The following is an 18,327-nucleotide window of genomic DNA, read 5'->3' on the forward strand; positions in this document are numbered from 1 at the left end:
GTGCGTACACTCGGCGGGGTATTTAGTCCGACGGGGGGTTGGCGCGAAAGGGCGTGCATGACCGCCGTTGATGATCAGGGCCTGGGCTTTGCCGGGGTGGCGCGGCTGGCGCAGCTGGTGCGCGATCGCGAGGTTTCGCCGCGAGAGCTGGTGGAGTTCCACTTGGAGCGGATCGCTCAACTCGATCCGATTTTAAATGCGTTTCGGGTCGTGCTCGCCGAGCAGGCGCTGGCAGAAGCGGCGCAGGTCGAACGCCGGCTGGCCGCAGGCGAGGTGCTGCCGCTGGCGGGCGTGCCGATCGCGGTCAAAGACGACACCGATGTGGCGGGAGTGTCGTCGATGTGCGGCACCGCGATCGACACCGGCCCGGTGAGCCGCGACAGCGCCGCCGTGCGGCGCCTTCGGGAAGCCGGGGCGGTGATCATCGGCAAGACGAATCTGCCCGAGTTCGGCGCCGTCCCGATGTGCGAGTCCCCCACCTGGGGTGTTACCCGCAATCCTTGGCACCTGGAACGGACAACCGGAGGTTCCAGCGGCGGTTCGGCGGCGGCAGTGGCGGCCGGCATGGTGCCCGGCGCGCTGGGCACCGACGGCGGCGGGTCGGTTCGCATCCCGGCCGCGTGCTGCGGAGTGGTGGGCCTGAAGGGTCAGCGCGGGTGGATCAGCACCAAGCAATCGCCGGAGCGGGCCTACCGATTCCACGGGCTGCATCACATCGGTGCACTGGCCCGCAGTGTGGCCGACGCGGCGCTGCTGCACGACGCGATGGCAGGCCTGGAGCCCAACGACGAAATCGTCTCTGCGACACCGCCGCCGACACTCATCGAGGCGGTGTCGCGCGAGCCACGGCGCCTGCGGATCGCCATGTCCTTCAAACCGGTCATCCCGGTGCCGGTCAGCGACGAAGTGCGCCGACCGGTATTGGAGACCGCCGAGCTGCTGCGCTCGCTCGGCCACGAAGTCGTCGAGCGCGATCCGGTCTATCCGCCGGCCGCCGTCCTTTCGGTGTTCGCGCTGATGATGCACGGCCTCGCCGATGAAATCGAGCGGCTGCCCACACCCGAGCTGTTGGAGCGGCGGATTCAGGCCGAGGGACGTACCGCCCGGCTGATCCCCGACTGGCTGGCGCGCCGCGCGCTGGCCGCCCGCGACCGAATGAGCGAGCGCGGGCTGCGGCCCGTCGCCGATTTCGACGTGCTCTTGACGCCGGTATTGGGTAAGCCGCCGGTGCCCGTCGGGCACCTCGAGGGGCTGGGACCGACTCGCGCGATGGCGCGGGTGTTGGGGTTCATGCCATTCACCCCGACGCAGAACTACACCGGGCAACCGGCCATGTCGGTCCCGGTCGGAATCTCGCCGAACGGGCTGCCCGAAGCGGTCCATCTGGTGGGGCGGCCCAACGATGGGTTGACGCTCATTTCGCTTGCCGCGCAACTGGAGTCGGTGCGCCCGTGGGCACAGCACCGCCCACCGGCTGCGCGGTATCGCACACCGGCTTAGGGTTGGCTCCCCAAAGATCGTGCGTCGGTGGGCTGCGCGGGCCTTATTTATGTTGCGCTGCATGCGATTTGACCGGCGGACAATGCGTGGAATTGCATGACGAAAGACGTCTTATTTCGCCGCTAATGAATTCTTAGATACTCCAGAGCCCGGAAGGGACCCGTACCCCGAAACAGGCGCTAGGCTGACATAATCATCGCCGCATTTATCGCGGTGCTTCCCGTTGAAAGGTTATTCACATGGTCACGTCTTCGTGGACCAGATTGGCAGTCGCGACTGGTGGTCTGGCGTTATCCCTCGCCACTGGAGCCGGCATCGCGTCCGCGGATCCCGCTCCCGCTCCCGATCCCGATCTGGAACGGGTCATCAACTCGACCTGTACGTACGATCAGGCGACGGCGGCGCTCAACACGCAATATCCGGACGATGCCGCGAAATTCAACGGATCACCGATTGCGCAGGGCTTCTTGCATCAGTTCGTCGATTCGCCGCCCGATCAGCGCCGGCAATTGGCTGCGCAGATCCAGGGCATGCCCGACGCGCAGCCGTACCTCCAAACGATGAAGAACGTCGCGAAAATCTGCAACAAGTACTGAGCACCCGGGCCCGGGCCGCACCAGGCGCATTGGCCGGCCCGGGCCAGGTTGGACCAAGGGCCGAAGGGCCTCGGAATTTGGGCCGATTGGCGGGTTGTCGAACGGCGTGCGCGGGGTGAGGCTGTAGTTGTAACGAATCAACTACTGACCGAAAGAGGCGAGCTCCTTCAGATGTCGCCGAGACCGGCATCGACGCCTCAGTAAAGGGGGGTAAACAATGATCACTCCGTCGTTGGCCAAATTGGCCGTCGTACTTTGTGGACTGGCATTGCCGTTCACCAATGGAATCGGAGTCGCATCCGCCGACCCCGACATCACTCCGGCCGTCAACAGCCCGTGCAACTACCAGCAGGTGGTGGCGGCGCTGAATGCGGAGTTCCCGGGTCCCGCGGCGCAATTCAACGCTTCCCCGGAGGCCCAGGCCTGGTTGCACGATCTCGTCGCTGCGCCGCGGCCCAAGCGCCGGCAGTTGCTGCAGGACATGGGAAACAACCCCGACGCCGCCCCGTTCCACGGCATTGTCGTGCCGTTGGCCAACTCCTGCGGCAACTACTAGCTGTCCGCTGCGGGCTCGACGTTCTGGTTCAGCGCGAAGCGGTTGTCCGGATCGAGGCGAGCCTTCAGCTTGGCGAGTCGGCGGTAGGTTGCTTCACCGAAGCTCGCCCGGATGCGCAGCGGCCCTTCGTCGCCCACGAAATTGAGGTACACGCCGGTCGGACCGAGGGGGCGCAGCGTTTCGTACGCTTCATCCGTCCACAGTTTGCACCGTTCGGTGTCGGCGGGGTCCGTCCACGTGGTGATCAGGTGCACGATGTAGGGATAGTTGCGGGTCGAAAAGGCGGTCGCCTGCGGCGGAACGCGGCTCGCAACGCCGCCGAGCCGGATCAGGTGCACGTGCGTCTGCGGCGCGGGGCGCGTCCGCCCGAGCATCGCGATCCGCCGGATCGCGTCGTCGGATAGCTCCGTGAGAAAAGTCGACTTCCAATAGTTCAGCCGCCCGAACGGGGCCGTGTGGTCGAGGGCCTGTTGCCAAGTGGGATAGGCGACTTCGCGTTGCAGCGCCATCACCGGTTCGGTGGCCGCCCCGGCGACCTGCGCGAGCGCGCCGACGGCGGCCCGACCGATCTCGTCGGGTCTCGTCGAGCAGCTCAGTATCGTGACCAGCCGGCGCCCCGAGCCCTCATCGGTGCCGAAGTCGACGAGGGACGCGAGGTGGTCGTCGGCGTTGTTCATCTGGGCGCGAAAGTGTTTCAGCACGGCCTCGGCGTCGGTGTCGTCGTAGGCTCGCATGCCCCCGATGACCTGATCGACCGGGTGCAGATCGAGCACGAAGTGTGCGACCACCCCGAAGTTGCCGCCGCCGCCCCGCAGTCCCCACAGGACCTCCGCGTTCTGTGCCCCGCTGACGTACAGCACCTCCCCGTTGGCCAGCACGAGCTCCGCTGCGGTCAGATTGTCACAGGTCAGGCCGTATGCGCGGGCCAACCAGCCGACCCCGCCGCCGAGCGTGAAGCCGCCCACACCCGTCGTGGACACCACCCCGCCGGGGCAGGCCAGACCGTGGCGGCCGGTGACCCGGTCGATGTCGCGCCAGGTTGCGCCGGGCTGGACGACCGCGATCCGGTGCTCGGCGTCGACGACGACGCCGCGCATGAGGGAGAGGTCGATGAGGATGCCGCCGTCGGTCGAGGAGTGTCCGGCGACGCTGTGCCCGCTGCACCGCACCGCGATCTCGGCTCCGGAGCCGACGGCGTAGCGGACGGCGGCGACGATGTCCGCGCGGGAGCGGCAGCGCAGCACGACGGCGGGCCGCTTGTCGACGAGGGCGTTGAAAACCTGCCGCGCCGAGTCGTAGTCGTCGCTGCCGGGGTGGACTATGTGGCCGGTGAAGCCCGGTATCGCGTCGATCGCGCGTGTCATCTCCGTATGCGTGCCCGGGAATCCGCGGGTTGTTCCGGCAGGTAGTGGTTTTCCAGGTACCAGTCGTAGGCACTCTGGGCGGCCGTCCGAAACGGCGTATAGGGGACGCCCAATTCGGTGCGGGACTTGCTGCCGTCGGCGTAGATGCCAACGGACGACAGCCGCATCTGCTTGCCCCCGACGGGCAGTCGTGGGCCGACCACGAAGCGGGCCGCGCCCACGGCGGCCGCGGCCACCGGTATGGTCCACGCGGGGAGCACGACCCGCGGCCCGGGCCGGCCGGCTATGTCGTTGACGGTCGCGAAAGCCTCACGGAAGCTGAGGTTTTCGCCGGCCAGGATGTAGTGCTCACCGGCGCGTCCCCGCTCTGCGGCGGCGATGTGGCCCGCCACCACGTCGCCGACCGCCACAAAGTTGGTGCCCCCGGGTGCGGCGACCCGCAGCCGTCCCCGTGCGGCCTGGACGAACATCGCACTCTCCGTGCCGTTGAGGTCGCCCGGCCCGATGACGACCGACGGATTGACCGCCACGGCCGCAAGGCCGGCGGCGACGGCGAGGCGCAGCTCGGATTCGGCGAGGTGCTTGCTGTAGCCGTATGGAAACTGGCGCGGACGCAGGTTGAAGCGGTCGGACTCGGTGAGCAGGTGTCCGGGCTCCGGCACCCCGAGCGCGGCGAGGGAACTGGTGAGGACGAACCGTTTTACACCCGAGCGCAGGGCGGCGCCCAACATGTTGCGGGTACCGCCAATGTTGGTGCGGTAGAGGAGATTTTGCCCGCGGTAGCGCCAGTAGTCGGAGATCGCGGCGGTGTGGAACACCCAGTCGCAGCCGGCCATCGCGGCGGTGAGGGTGTCCATCTCGTCCAGCACGTCGCCGACGCACGTCTCGCAGTCCAGGCCGGCCAATGCAGCCAGCGACGACGTCGACCGCCGCAGCACGCGGACATCGATCCCTCGTTTGACCAAGGCGGCCACCAGGTTCGACCCCACGAACCCGGTCCCTCCGGTGACGAATGCGCGCATGGGATCAGAAACGGTAGGTCGTGCAGCCGACCTCGACGCCCGAGCCGACGGTGAGTATCAACGCGACGTCGCCCGGTCGCGCCAGCCCCTGCCGCCGGGCTTGCTCCAGCCCGTACGGCACGGACGACGTGAACGGGTCGCTGTCCGCGGCGAGCTCGACGAACCTCGATCTCCGGATGCCGATCTGGGCGGCCAGTTCGTCGAGCGCCTCCGGGGACAGATACGGCGGGAGCACCGCCGCGATGTCGGTGGGGTTGAGTCCCCCGAGGGCCAGAAGTTCCTTGGCAGCGGCGGGAATACAACTCAGGTAGATCGCGGCGAGGTTGGGGTCACGCTCGATCTGTAACCCGGCCCGCCCGTCGCGCTGCTGGGTGTAGGTGGCCAGGGCCCCGCTGTACTCCGGGTGGTGCTGGAACACGAAGCGGCCGAAGCCTTCCGGGCCGTCGCTCCTGCGCAGCAGGACCGCCGAGCCCGTCTGGCTGATGCCGCGTTGCGGATAGCCGCTGTCGGGGCCGTTGTTTTCGATCTCCGAGGCCATCACCATTGCGTGCTCCACCTTTCCCGCCCCGATCATCCCCGCGGCGACCTGGCAGGCGTTGAGGAAGCCGACGGCGCCGTTGAGGACGTCGAAGGCGAAGGTCTTGGGCCCGTCCGGGGAGTCCACCTCCCCGTTGATGTCCAGTTCGCCGGCGACGAGCGCGGCGACTGCCGGCTCGCTGAGGAACTCGTCGCGGTAGATGCCGGAATTGATGATCAGCCCCAGCGAGCTCCGATCCAGGCCGCTGCGTTCGAGGCACGCCTCTGCGGCCTGGACCGCGAGCTGGATCGAGCTGGGGGAAGCCGGTTGCTCGGCCGGAGCGAGGCCGACGCCGTCGATGCGCACGCGGGGCATCGCCGGAGCGGCTTTGTGGTTGCCGTCGGTCGCCATGCCGGGGGCGTGGCCGCCGCCGGCACCCCGGCGCATCCGGTCGGGCAGGTCGTCGAAGGTGTACAGCGCTGCGCCGACGGTCTGTCCGGAGCCGGTGATCGAAAAGACCACATTGTCACCGGAATTGATCCGATTGCTCAGGATGTAGTCGTTCAGGGCGACGATGTGGGTCGTGGTGGCGGTGTTCCCGCGCTCGGCGATGTTGTAGATGGTGTTGCCCCGGTTGGCCGCGCCGTCCCCGAACATCTGGTTGATGGCGACGACCGCGTCGTTGAGCGAGGCCTCGGACGTCTGGTGCATCACCAGGTGGTCGGTGGTCTCCGGCCGCCAGCCGTGTCGCTGCATTACCCCGGCGACGTAGGGCACCGCGTGCTTGACCGCGATCGCGGTCTGAGTAACGGAGTCGGTGAACATGATGGCACCGCCGTGCGGGCCGTCGGTCACCTTCGCGATGCACAGCTTGCTGTAGCGACTCAGGGTGGCCATATCGATGTCGTGGAAGCCGACCTTGTTGTTCGGCCCGCGCTCGAGGACCACCGCCGCACCGGCGTCGCCGAGGGTCAGGCACGCGATCCGCGGATCCATCGGCCCCTCGATTTCCTTCTGGGCGGTCTCGCACAGGTGACTGATGTATTCGCCGCTGACCACCAGGGCGTTCCGAATCAGCCCGGTCTGCAGGAATGCGTCGGCGACGGTAATGCCGGTGAACATTCCGGCGCACGCGTTGCTGATGTCGAAGGCCAGCGCATTGCCAAGGCCGCATTGGTCGCGGAGCCGCGTGGCGGTGCTGGGCTCGAAGCTGAACCGGTGCCCGAGTCCGTCACGCCGGGAGATGTTGCAGGCGATGATTAGGTCGATCTCCTCGCGCCGATAGCTGGACCGCGACAGGCAATCTTCGGCCGCCTTCCTGGCGAGGTCGATCGAGAACTCGTCCTCGCCGACCACCCGCCGGTTCTTGATGCCGGTCAGACGTTCCAGCGGTATGCGAATCTCGTTGGTGCACTCGGCCATAACCGTCTTCGTCGACACGGTCCGCGCGGGAAGGTACACGCCGATGCTTTCGATCACCGTGTTTCGCTTCTCCTCGGGTGTGGCCTGCACCGATTGCTCCGGTGCCGGCGCCGTGACGACGGCCTCGGTGGGGGCTTCGGGGTGACCCGTTGCATCGCCGGCGAGCGGACCGTATTCGGCGGCGAGCTCGGCGATGGTGCCGTAGACGAACATCGACTCCGGCCGCAGCGGCAGGCCTGCCGCATTCGCCCGCACCGCGACCTCCAGGCTTTGGGTCGAGGCACCACCGAGAGCGAAGAAGTCGTCGTTGACGCCGACACGCTCGAGATCCAGTACGGCGCACCAGATTTCGGCCAGCAACTTCTCGGTGGGGGTGCGCGGAGCGACGAATGCCGGCTCCTGCGGCCCCGATGCCCTGTCGGCCGCGATCAAGGCTTTGCGATCCACCTTTCCGCTCGACGTGAGCGGCAGCGAGTCTGTCACCTCGAAGACCGCGGGCATCATGGCGGCGGGAAGCAGGTCAAGCAGGAACCGGCGCAACTCCGCGGTCGACGGAGCCGCGCCGCCGGCCGGCACGACATGCGCGACGAGGATGGGGTTCCCGCGGCTGTCGGTTCTGATCACCACCGCGTTCTCGGCCACCGCGGGGTGTTGGGCCAGCGCGGCCTCTATCTCGCCGGGCTCGATCCGGAAGCCGTGGATCTTCACCTGAAAGTCGATGCGTCCCAGGTAGTCGATGTTGCCGTCCGGCAGATACCTGGTCAGGTCGCCGGTGCGGTAGAGCCGCTGGCCGGGGTGTGCGGTATCGCCGCCGAACGGGTCGGCCACGAAGATGGCGCCCGTCAGATCCGGCCGGTTGAGGTAGCCGCGGCCGAGCCCCACCCCGCCGATGTACAGTTCGCCGGGCACACCGATCGGCACCGGTTGCAGGTGCGCGTCCAGGATGTAGGCGCGGATGTTGGCGATCGGTCGCCCGATCGGCACCAGCGTGCCGGATTCGCCTCGCTCGCAGTGGAATGCGGTGACGTCGATCGCCGCCTCGGTGGGCCCATAGAGGTTGTAGAGCTCGGCGTCCAGCGTGGCCATGAAGTGGTCGCGCAGGTCGTACGGCAGCGCCTCGCCACTGCAGATCACCCGGCGCAGTGCGGTGCACGCGGCCACCCCGGGCTCGGCGAGGAAGCGGCGCATCATCGACGGCACGAAATGCATTGTGGTGACGCGCTGTTCGACGATGGTCCGAACCAGATACGCGGCATCCTTATGCCCCTCGGGCTTGGCGATGACCACCCGGGCCCCGACGATCAAGGGCCAGAACAGTTCCCAGACGGACGGGTCGAAGCTCACCGGCGTCTTGTGCAGCACCCGGTCGTCGGCGGTCAGCCGGTAGGCGTCCTGCATCCACAGCAGCCGGTTACGAATCCCGGCGTGGGTGTTGAGCGTTCCCTTCGGCTTACCCGTGGAACCGGAAGTGTGGATGACGTATGCGAGGTTTGCCGACGTCGTCTCGCAGACCGGGGCGGCGTCCTCGCCCGACGGCGCCGACGGATCGTCCAGGCAGAGCCGGTGACCGGTGAAGCCGGGCGGCAGGTGCTCCAGTTTGCTCCGGTGGGTGACGCAGACCGGCGCGTCCGGTACGTCGTCCAGCATCGCGGCCATCCGCTGTGCGGGCTGCGCGGAGTCGAGCGGCATGAAGGCGCCGCCGGCCTTGAGGACGCCCAGCACGGCCACCACCAGATCCTCGGAGCGGTCCAGCAGGACGGGCACGACCGTCTCGGGCCCCACGCCGAGCTCGCGCAGCCGGTGGGCGAGACCGTTGGCCCGGCGGTCGAGTTCCGCATAGGTCACGTCGCGGTCCTCACACGTCACCGCGACGGCGTCCGGGGTGCGCACGACCGTGGCGGCGACCATCTCGTGCAGGCAGGCCGGGCCGTCGTAGGTGACCTCGGTCTGATTCCAGGCGGCCTGCTGGCGGCGCTCCGCCTCGGTGAGCAGCGGCAGCTGCGAGACCGGCCGGGCGGGGTCGGCGACGATGCCGCCGAGCAGGGTGGCGAAGTGCCCGGCCAGCCGCTCGATGGTCGCGGCGTCGAAGAGGTCGGTGTTGTATTGCAGTACGCCGGAAAGCTTTCCGTCGTGTTCGCCGACCTCCATCATCAGGTCGAACGGCGCGCCGCCCTGCCCGACATGGAGGGTCTCGAGCGGCAGCCCCCCGGGTTCCGGGCCGGCGTCGTCGGTGAAGCGGCGCGTCTGTTCCCAGGCGAACGAGACTCCGAACAGCGGCGTGCGGCTCGGGTCGCGCGGCGGCCGAAGCCGCTCGACGAGCAGCGCGAAGGGATAGTCCTGGTGTTCGAGGGCACCCTGCACGGTGTCCTTGACGCGGCCGAGCAGGGTCATGAACGTCGGATCGTCGTGCAGGTCGGCCCGCAGGGCGACCGGGTTAGTGAGGTAGCCGACCAGGCCCTCAAGCGCGACCCGGTCACGGCAGGCGAACGGGGAGCCGATCACCAGGTGACCCTGGCCGCTGTAGCGGTGCAGCAACGCGGCGTAGGCCGCCAGCAGTGTCATGTAGGGCGTCGCGCCCACCTTGCGGCCCAGTTGAATGATCCCGGCCGTCACCGCGGGGTCGACGGTGAACCGGCGCACGGTGCCCGGGTAGGTCTGGACGGCGGGCCGCGGCCGGTCGGTGGGCAATTGCAGGACCGGCAGTTCGCCGGCCAACTGGTCACGCCAGTAGGCCCAGAGGTCCTCGCCCTCGGCGCCCGCGAGCATCAGGGCCTGCTGGTCGGCATATTCGACGAAGCTTTCCGCGGGTGGCGGAGGCGGGGTCGCGCCGTGCTCGGCGGCGTACAGCAAGCGCAGCTCGTCGAGAATGATGTCGATGGACCAGAAGTCGACGGCGATGTGGTGCAAACCCAAGAGCAACACATGTTCGTCGGGTGTGCGCTCGAGCAGCGTCAGCCGCAGCACCGGGCCGGTGTACAGGTCGAAAGGACGGTTGGTCTCGCGCCGGATCCACTCGTCGACGTCGGGCTCACCGGGGCCGAGGCGGTGCCGGGCGATGCGCACCGGCCATTGCGGATGCACGAGCTGGACCGGTTGTCCGTCGCGCTCGGCGTACGTGGTCCGTAGCGCCGGATGCCGGTCTACGAGCGCCTGGGCCGCGCGTTCCAGCGCCGCGACGTCGAGCTCACCCCTGATTCGGCCGGCGTACGTCACGTTGTAGGCGGCGCTGGCCGGTGCGAGTTTGTGAATGAACCACATCGATCGCTGGCCGTACGACTGCGGATGCACCGAGGCCGACTCCTCGGCCTTCTGCATCAGCAGCTGAGCGAGCAGTGCCCGCTTTTTCTCCGGAGACAGACCGGCGACGTTGATGGGCTTGTCAGTCATCGCCGGCGTCCTTCGCGGCAAGCTCGGCCCCTCTTTCGGCCAAGACCTTTTGGAGCAGTTCGTCCACGGCGTCGTCGGAAAGCTCCGGCACCTGGGTCAGCAGGTCGATGCCGCCCGACGGCGCGCCGTCGGCTTGCCGGTGGACCGTTGGCTCCGGAGTGGCCAGCCGCGGCACCACCTCGTGCGTCGCGGGTGCGCCGGCCGCTTGCTCCGGCAGATGTTCGCGCAGCCACTCGGCGAGGCTGGCCACGCTGGGACCCTCCAGCAGTCGGGTGACCGGCACCACGAGGCCCAGGTCGCGTTCGACCTGCATGCGCAGCTCCAGCGTGATGAGCGAGTCGACGCCGAGGGTGTTCAGCGGTGTCTGTTTGTCCAGGTTCGCCGGTGCCAGACCGAGTTTGCCGGCGACGAGCTCGGACAGATAGGTCTCCAGCAGCCGTTGGCGCTCCTCCGGCGTCGCGCCCTGCAGTGCGTCGTAGAGTCCGGCTCCCGGCCCGGTTGCGGGCTCGGCCTCCGGCTTGTCGGCCGAGGGCGCGATTCCAAGGTCCGCGAGCAGCGGCGGCTGCAGGTCGGGTTGCCAAACCGCCCAGTCGATGTCGAGAACCACGGCCTGCGTGGCCGACCGCTCCAGCAACGACGACAGCGCCCGGAGGCTGTCGGCCGCGGACATGGCCGCCACGCCGTATTGGGCGAAGTAGTCTTGCAGCTCGGACCGGGTGAAGAAGCCGAGCCCGGCCCATGGCCCCCAGTTCACGCTCAACGCCGGCCGGCCTTCGGTACGTCGGTGCCACGCCAGCGCGTCCAGGAAGGCGTTCGCGGCCGCGTAGTTGGCCGCCCCGGGGGGACCCAGCAGGGACGAGGCCGACGAGAACAGCACGAAGAGGTCCAGGTCGGCGTCTTTGGTCAGCGCGTGCAGGTTCCAGGCGCCCTGAACCTTGGGCGCCATGACCTTGCGCAGCTTCGCCTCGTCGAGGCATAGCAGGATGGCGTCGTCGGCGATCCCGGCCGCATGCACCACCCCACGCAGCGGCGGCATCGATTCGGCGATCGATTCCAGCATGGCCGTGACGTCGTCGGCTTTCGCGACGTCGCCCTTTGCGATGGTCACCTCGGTGCCGGCCGCGCGCAGCGCGTCCAGCGTCTGCTGCGCCTCCTCCGAGGCGCCGCCACGTCCCATCAGGACCAGGTGCCGGGCGCCGTGCTCGGCCATCCACTTGGCCACCACGAGTCCCAGCGCACCGAGGCCGCCGGTGACGAGATAGGTGGCGTCTTGCTTGAAGGACGTGGTCTCGGAGGGTTCCGGCTCGTCGTAGCGGGTCAGTCGTTCGACATAGCGGCGGTCGCCCCGCAGTGCCACGTCGCCATCGCGGTCGTCGGCCCACATCTCGCGGAACAGGGCTTGGACCTCTTGTTGGGCCTCTTCCGCCCCGCCACCGGCGGACAGGTCGACACAGGTGCAACGGAGTTCCGGTTGCTCGTGGTCGATCGTGCGGGCCATCCCCCACACCGGAGCCTGCGCGATCGACACGGGCTCGGCTTCGGGCGCCGAGGTATCGGTCACCTGCGTTCCCCGCGTCACCAGCCACAGCCGTGGCGACGGCGACCAACCGGCCCGCGCTAGTGCCTGCACCAGATGCACGACGCTCACCGGGCCCAAAGTTGTTGCCGAATCCAGGGATTCGAGTGAGGTCTCGGCCGGCGGTGCGGCGAGCAGGTCCCACAGGTGCACCACCCCCCGGCACGGTGGCCGGTCGTCAGTGAAGGCGTCTTCCAGCAGCTGTTTGAAGTGATCGGGATGCGTCGGGTCAAGGCGGTAACTGTCCGGGGTGAGACGCTCGAAGTCGCCGTTCGGTGCCGGCTCGACGAACACGCACCGCTGAGCATGCGATTCGAGGTGCTTCCGCAGGGTGTCCGCGGTGTTCGCGCCGTCGCTCAGGATGAGCCAACTGCCGGCCTCGTCCGGCCGGCTCGACCCGTCCCGGTCCGCCGGACTGGAGGCGGGCTGCCAGCGCAGCCGATACATCCGGTCGCGCAAGCCCGCGGCCTCGGTCGCGCCCGGGGCCTGCGGCAGCGGGCCGGTGCCGTTCGGGGTGATCGCCCCGACGTCCAGCCAGGAATGCACACGCTGCCACGGGTACGTCGGTGCCGTCACGTAGTGGCTGCCCGGGGGGTAGATCGCCTCCCAGGTGACCGGCTGACCGAGGGTGTAGAGGGTGCCGAGCGACGTCAGCGCGGTTGCCCGTCCCCCGTCGTCACGCCGCATCGACGGCAACGCGGCGCAACTGACCCCCAGGTCCTGGGCGTCCTCCCGGATGGAGTTCAGCAGGACCGGGTGCGGGCTGATCTCGACGACCGCGTCATGGCCGCCCTCCAGCAACCGGCGCAGTGCGGGGGAGAAATGCACGGGCGAGCGTAGGTTCTCCGCCCAATAGTCGGGGTCGGCCAGGCGGTCGGTGAGCAGGTCGCCGGTCACCGTCGAGTAGATGGGTATCGCCGGCGCGGTCGGCCGCAGTCCGACGAGCCCGCCGCGCAGAGCGGGAACCAACGGATCCATCTGCGGGCTGTGGGCGGCCACATCGACGTCGACCCATCGGCAGAACCGGTCACGCTGCTGCAGCACCTCCATCAGCTTTGCCAAAACCTTTTGATCCCCGGACAAGACCGTCGATCGGTAGCTGTTGCTGGCGGCGATCGAGACCTTGCTTTCCTGGCCGGCGATGAGCTCCTGCGCTTCGGCGGGGCTGAGTTCCGCGGCCATCATGGTCCCGCGGCCGCGCACGGTTCGGAGCATCAGTGCGCGGAAGCGGATCACCCGTGCGGCGTCTTCGAGGCTCAGCGCACCGGCGACGTGCGCCGCCGCGACCTCACCCATGCTGTGCCCGACCACCGCGGTCGGCTCGACCCCCCAGGAGCGCCATAGGGCGGCCAGCGCGACCTGCATGGCGAAGATCGCGGGCTGGATCAGGCTGATGTCGGTGATTTCCTCGTCCTTGGCCAGCAGCTCGACGATGGAATGTCCCAGGTGGGGCATGAGCGCGCGGTCGCAGGCCGCCAAGGCGTCGCGGAACACGGGCTCCTCGGCCTGCAGTCGCCGCCCCATGCCGTGCCACTGTGAGCCCTGCCCGGGGAAGGCGAAGACCACCCTGGGTCGCTGGCCGGTACGGCACTGTCCGACGGCGAACCCCTGCCGTGACTGCCCGTGCCGGTAGGCGTCGAGCGCCTCCGACATCGCGGCGGGCGAGTCGGCGACGACGGACAACCGATGCTCGTAGTGGCCGCGACGGACGCCGGCCGTATAGCAGAGGTCGGCGAGCGCCACCCCGGACGCCAGCGCCGACTCGTACCGTTCGGCCAGTGCGACCAGGGCCTCGGGGGACCGCGCGGAGATCGGCAGCAACTCGGCTCGATCCGGTGCCGTGCCGCGCTCGGCCGTGGCGGCCCGCGCCTGCGGGGCCTCGGTCAGCACGGCGTGCGCGTTGGTGCCGCCCATGCCGAACGAGCTGATACTTGCGACCGCCCGCCCACCGTTTTTCGGCCACGGGGTCAGCGTTGTCGCCACCCGCACCGGCAGGCTGTCGAAGGGGATCTCCGGGTTGGGTTCGGCGAAGTTCAGGCTCGGCGGAATCTCCTTGTGCTGCAAGGCCAATGCCACCTTGATCAGCCCGGCCACTCCGGCCGCCGCCTCCAGGTGCCCGATGTTGGTCTTGACCGAGCCGACCAGGCACTGGCTGCCCGGCGGACGGCCGTCCGCCAGTACCGTGCCCAGCGCGTTCGCCTCCATCGCGTCGCCCAGGAATGTTCCGGTGCCGTGCGCCTCGACGTACTGGGCGGTGCCCGGAGAAAGGCCGGCGCGGCGGTAGGCCGCGGCCACCACGGCTTCCTGCGCTCGCCGGTTGGGTGCGATCAGCCCGTTGGTCCGGCCGTCCTGGTTGATGGCGGTGCCCCGGATCACGGCATAGATCGGGTCGTTGTCGGCCAGCGCCCGGCTGAGCGGTTTCAGGACGACCATTCCGGCGCCTTCACCCCGTACGTACCCGTCCGCGCCGGCATCGAAGGTCTTGCAGCGGCCGTCGGGCGCCATCACCTTGGCCTTGCTGAAGTTGATCATCAGCGCCGGCGACAGGATGACGTTCACTCCTCCGGCCAGCGCCACCCCGCACTCGCCGTCGCGCAGGCTGCGGCACGCGAGGTGGACCGCGACCAACGACGACGAGCAGGCGGTGTCGATCGCCATGCTCGGCCCGTGGAAGTCGTAGAAGTAGGAGAGCCGGTTGGCGGCGATGCTCAACGCGTTTCCGGTGCCCGTGTAGGCGTCGACGAGCTGCATCTGGTTGCCGCGGAGGTTCGCGTAGTCGGTGGTCGCGATGCCGACGAACACGCCGGTGTCACTGCCGGCAAGCCGCTCCGGCACCTGCCCGGCGTCTTCCAATGCCTCCCAAGCCACCTCGAGGATCAGCCGCTGCTGCGGATCCATCTGCGCCGATTCCCGAGGCGAGATGCCGAAGAATCCGAAGTCGAACTCGTCGACCTCGGGCAGGAAGCCGGCCCGTCGAGTGACCGAGGTGCCCGGCACGGACGGATCGGGGTCGTAGAAGGCATCGGCGTCCCAGCGGTCCGACGGGACCTCGCTGATCGCGTCCACGCCTTCCGACAACTCGCGCCAGAATGCCGCCGGCCCGTCGGCGCCCGGAAAACGGCACCCGATGCCGATGATGGCGATCGGCTCGTCCGCGGCGGGCGGGCTGGTCTCACCGACGGTTTCGGCGGTGCGGTCGACCGCGGTGCCCTTGCCGCCCAGATGGCGGGCGAGCAGCTCGATCGTCGGGTGTTCGTAGGCGATGGTGGGCGAAAGTTCGCATCCGAGCCAGGTTTCCAGAGCGCCGGTCAGCCTGATGGCACGGACCGAATCGAGGCCGTAGTAGGCGAACGGCCGGGATGGGTCGATATCCGTCGCGGGAATGCCGAGTTCACGAGCGAGCTGGGCGATCAACCATTCCTGGATCTCCGCGACGGTGCGCCCGGCGTGTTCCGGCGCGGCGGCCGCGGGGTGGGTGTCGGGCAGCGGTGCGCGCCATTCGGCGACCGGCTCGAACTGGCCGTCGAGGAATTGCTGCCGGCATGCGGACCGCTGGATCTTGCCGCTGGACGTGGTGGGAATCCGCAACGGGTCCACCAGAACAACGGCGTCCGCCTGAATCTCATGGTGTTCGGTGATCGCCGTCCGGATGGTGTCGACGATCTGGTTGAGGTCGGCGTCGCCGAGATGATAGCCGCTCACCTCCTGCACGACCACAACCCGTTCGGGGGCGTCCGGTCCGGCCGCGACCGAAAAGACCGCGCCCCGGCCGCGCATCAGTGCCGGGTGACAGGCCTGCACGGTGAGCTCGATGTCCTCGGGATAGTGGTTGGTGCCGCGAATGATGATGAGATCCTTGACGCGACCCGTCACGAACAACTCACCGGAGCGGAAGAACCCGAGGTCCCCGGTGCGAAGGAACGGGCCCCGGCCGCTGTCCGAAAGATGCGCGCGCAACGCCTCTTCCGTCACTTCGGGCTTCCCCCAGTAACCCTGCGCCACGCTCGGCCCGGCGACCCAGATCTCGCCGACCTCGTCGGCCCCGCAGGGCCGCCGGGTCTCGGGATCGACGATGATGACCTCCTGACCGCCCGGCGGCCGGCCGCAACCGACCAACGTCAACGCGCTCGGGTCTTCCGTCGCGATCTCGACGACCCGGCGTTCACCCAGCGCCGCGCGATCTATGTGCAGAACCACCGGGACCGGGGAGTCCGACCCGCCGGACACCAGCAGCGTCGCCTCCGCCAGCCCATAGACCGGCGCGAACGCCTCGGGCCGAAAACCCGCCGGGGCGAACGCCTCCGCGAAGCCCTGCATGGTCGAGGGACGCACCGGCTCGGCACCGCACATGGCCGTCGACCAGTTGGACAGGTCGAGGGCGGCACGCTCCTCAGGGGTACTGAGTTCGATGCACAGGTCATAGGCGAAGTTGGGGGCGGCGGTGATCTTGGCGCGGTGCCGGGATATCGCTTCCAACCACCGCATCGGGCGCTTGATGAACGCGTTCGGCGGCATGAGGACGGAGGTACCGCCGACATAAATGGTCTCGAGGACGCCGCCGATGAGGCCCATGTCGTGGTAGGGCGGCAGCCAGAACACACCGGTTGCCTCCCGGTCGAATCCCGACTTCCACGACTGGCGGATGGTCTCCAGATTGTGGGCGAGGTTGCCATGCGACAGCACAACGCCTTTCGGTGCGGCCGTGGAGCCCGAGGTGTACTGGATCATCGCGATTGTGCTGGAGTCGATCCCGGGTGGAACCCACTGCGCCTCGTCGCCCCCCGTGTCGGTGACGAACCACTGCAGCGGACGTCCCTTGACCAGACCGTCCACCGTCGCCTTGATTCGCGCTTGCATCTCTGAGTTCGACAGAGCGAAGCGCGGTTTGGCATCCGCGACGATCGAGGCGACGCGCGGAACCAGGTGCTCGCGCGCCGGCGGATGCACCGGTACGGCGATCGCCCCCGCGTAGAGGCACCCGAACAGGCCGGCGATGAAATCCAGACCCGGGGGGCACAGGACCAGGACGCGCTCGCCCGCGGCGCCGTGGCGCTGCAGGTTGGCTGCGATCCGCTTTGCCCTGGCATCCAGCTCGGCATAGGTCAGCTGGCTGACTTCGGTCTCCTCGCCATCGCGAGAGTAGGTGAACGCGACCCTGTCCCGATAGCTTTCGGCCCGGTACCGCAACTGTCCGACCAGCGTCGGCGCCATGAGTGACGACGCGTCATGCCCTGTTTCCGAGGCTGATTCGGCGTGGTCGTCTGCGTGCTCGGCGTGCTGCCTGTCGGCGGTGCTCATCTCGTTCCCTCTGTCGGTCCCGGGGCTGCTACTTCTTCGCCGAACCGTGACATCTGCGTCGCTCCATCAAGGAGTGAGTGGTTGTGGTTGGTATTTCCTTGGCCCGGAGCCATTTTCGATCGGGCAAGGGTGCCCTCGGTGTAGGTCTCGAGTAGTACGCGGAATTGCTCCACCGTGTAGCCGGTGACGACCGCGTCGGTGCGTGCGCGTACCGTCGCCGAGCGGGCCATCCGGAACAACGGCCCGAGCTCGCCGACGTACTCGCCGGGCGAGGCGACCTTGACCAGTTCCCCGGTCCCGTCACCCGATTCGCGCATGACTTCCAGTTCGCCGTCGGTGACGACGTAGATCAGGTCCCCCATGCTGCCCTGCTCGAACAGCACCGAACCGCTTGCCAGATGCAGCGTTTCGGGCTCGGAGTCGGTCAGTTGCACATCCGGCATCAGCCTGACCACGCGGTCGGCGAACGGCAGGATCCGGGTGTCATGGGTGGCGACCACGACAATGCGCTCGCCGCTCGCCAACTCCCTCAGCAGCCGCAGGACCCCTTCCGCGCGGGCATAGTCCAGGTGGGCCGTGGGTTCGTCGGCCAGGATCAGCGGTGGGTCCAGCGCGATCGCGCGGGCCACCGCCACCCGTTCGCGCTCGCCGCCGCTGAGGTCACCGGGCCGGTGCGTCATGCGGTCCTGCAGCCCGGCGCGGGCCAGCAATTCCTTGGCGCGCTCGCGCGCCGCCCGCCGCACCGAGCCCGCCGCCCAGAGTGGCACCGCGACGTTCTCCACCGCGGAAAGGCTTGCCACCAGGTTGAACGACTGAAAGACGATGCCCACGGTGCGGCGCCGGTACGTGGTCAGCCTGCGGCGGTCCAGCGTCGTGACGTCGGTGTCACCGACCTGGACGCGTCCGCTGGTCGGGCTGAGGATGCCGCCGATGCACGACAGCAGCGTGGTCTTCCCACATCCGCTGGGGCCCAACAGAATCACCAGCGATCCCGACGCAACCTCCAGATTCAGACCGTCGATGACGCGGTTCGGCTCCCCGCCGTTCGAGTATTCGACGACGAGATCCTTGATGCGCAAATCACCCATG

At 68.5% G+C, this 18,327-nt stretch carries 8 protein-coding genes; 3 read left to right on the top strand and 5 right to left on the bottom strand.

The annotated features are described in order from the left end of the window. Positions 1–57: 57 nt before the first annotated feature. The 3 genes from A5756_RS16850 (at position 58) to A5756_RS16860 (ending at position 2,652) form a co-directional block, all read left to right on the top strand. Entirely contained in the window at positions 58–1,500 is a 1,443-nt protein-coding gene (locus A5756_RS16850; RefSeq protein ID WP_066954580.1) for an amidase family protein, read from the top strand. Between the two features lie 239 nt (positions 1,501–1,739). Then, on the top strand, positions 1,740–2,096 hold the full coding sequence (locus A5756_RS16855; protein WP_066954583.1) for a hemophore-related protein: 357 nt from the start codon (positions 1,740–1,742) through the stop codon (positions 2,094–2,096). A gap of 217 nt (positions 2,097–2,313) precedes the next feature. Further along, complete coding sequence (locus tag A5756_RS16860) at positions 2,314–2,652, top strand: hemophore-related protein (protein WP_066954586.1); 339 nt, start codon at positions 2,314–2,316, stop codon at positions 2,650–2,652. On the opposite strand, the gene A5756_RS16865 is transcribed toward A5756_RS16860, so the two are convergent. From A5756_RS16865 to A5756_RS16885, 5 genes are read right to left on the bottom strand one after another with little or no spacing between them, the layout of a single operon-like run. Beyond that, positions 2,649–4,016, bottom strand: coding sequence for an FAD-binding oxidoreductase (locus A5756_RS16865; protein ID WP_066954589.1), 1,368 nt, complete (start codon positions 4,014–4,016; stop codon positions 2,649–2,651). The two genes, A5756_RS16860 and A5756_RS16865, sit on opposite strands and share 4 nt — an antisense overlap. Beyond that, positions 4,013–5,038 (bottom strand): NAD-dependent epimerase/dehydratase family protein, encoded by a 1,026-nt coding sequence (locus A5756_RS16870; protein WP_066954592.1) that lies wholly within the window; start codon positions 5,036–5,038, stop codon positions 4,013–4,015. Before A5756_RS16870 ends, A5756_RS16865 begins: the two co-directional genes overlap by 4 nt. Positions 5,039–5,042: 4 nt before the next feature. After that, positions 5,043–10,364: a non-ribosomal peptide synthetase gene (locus A5756_RS16875; RefSeq protein WP_066954594.1), complete on the bottom strand. Its 5,322-nt coding sequence runs from the start codon at positions 10,362–10,364 to the stop codon at positions 5,043–5,045. Next, positions 10,357–17,238, bottom strand: a complete 6,882-nt coding sequence (locus tag A5756_RS16880) for a type I polyketide synthase (RefSeq protein WP_231989207.1) — start codon at positions 17,236–17,238, stop codon at positions 10,357–10,359. Before A5756_RS16880 ends, A5756_RS16875 begins: the two co-directional genes overlap by 8 nt. Further along, on the bottom strand, positions 17,235–18,326 hold the full coding sequence (locus A5756_RS16885; RefSeq protein ID WP_066954597.1) for an ATP-binding cassette domain-containing protein: 1,092 nt from the start codon (positions 18,324–18,326) through the stop codon (positions 17,235–17,237). The genes A5756_RS16880 and A5756_RS16885 overlap by 4 nt, the downstream gene beginning before the upstream one ends. Position 18,327: the final 1 nt, after the last annotated feature.

This window comes from Mycobacterium sp. 852002-53434_SCH5985345 (assembly GCF_001667155.1).
GTDB lineage: Bacteria > Actinomycetota > Actinomycetes > Mycobacteriales > Mycobacteriaceae > Mycobacterium.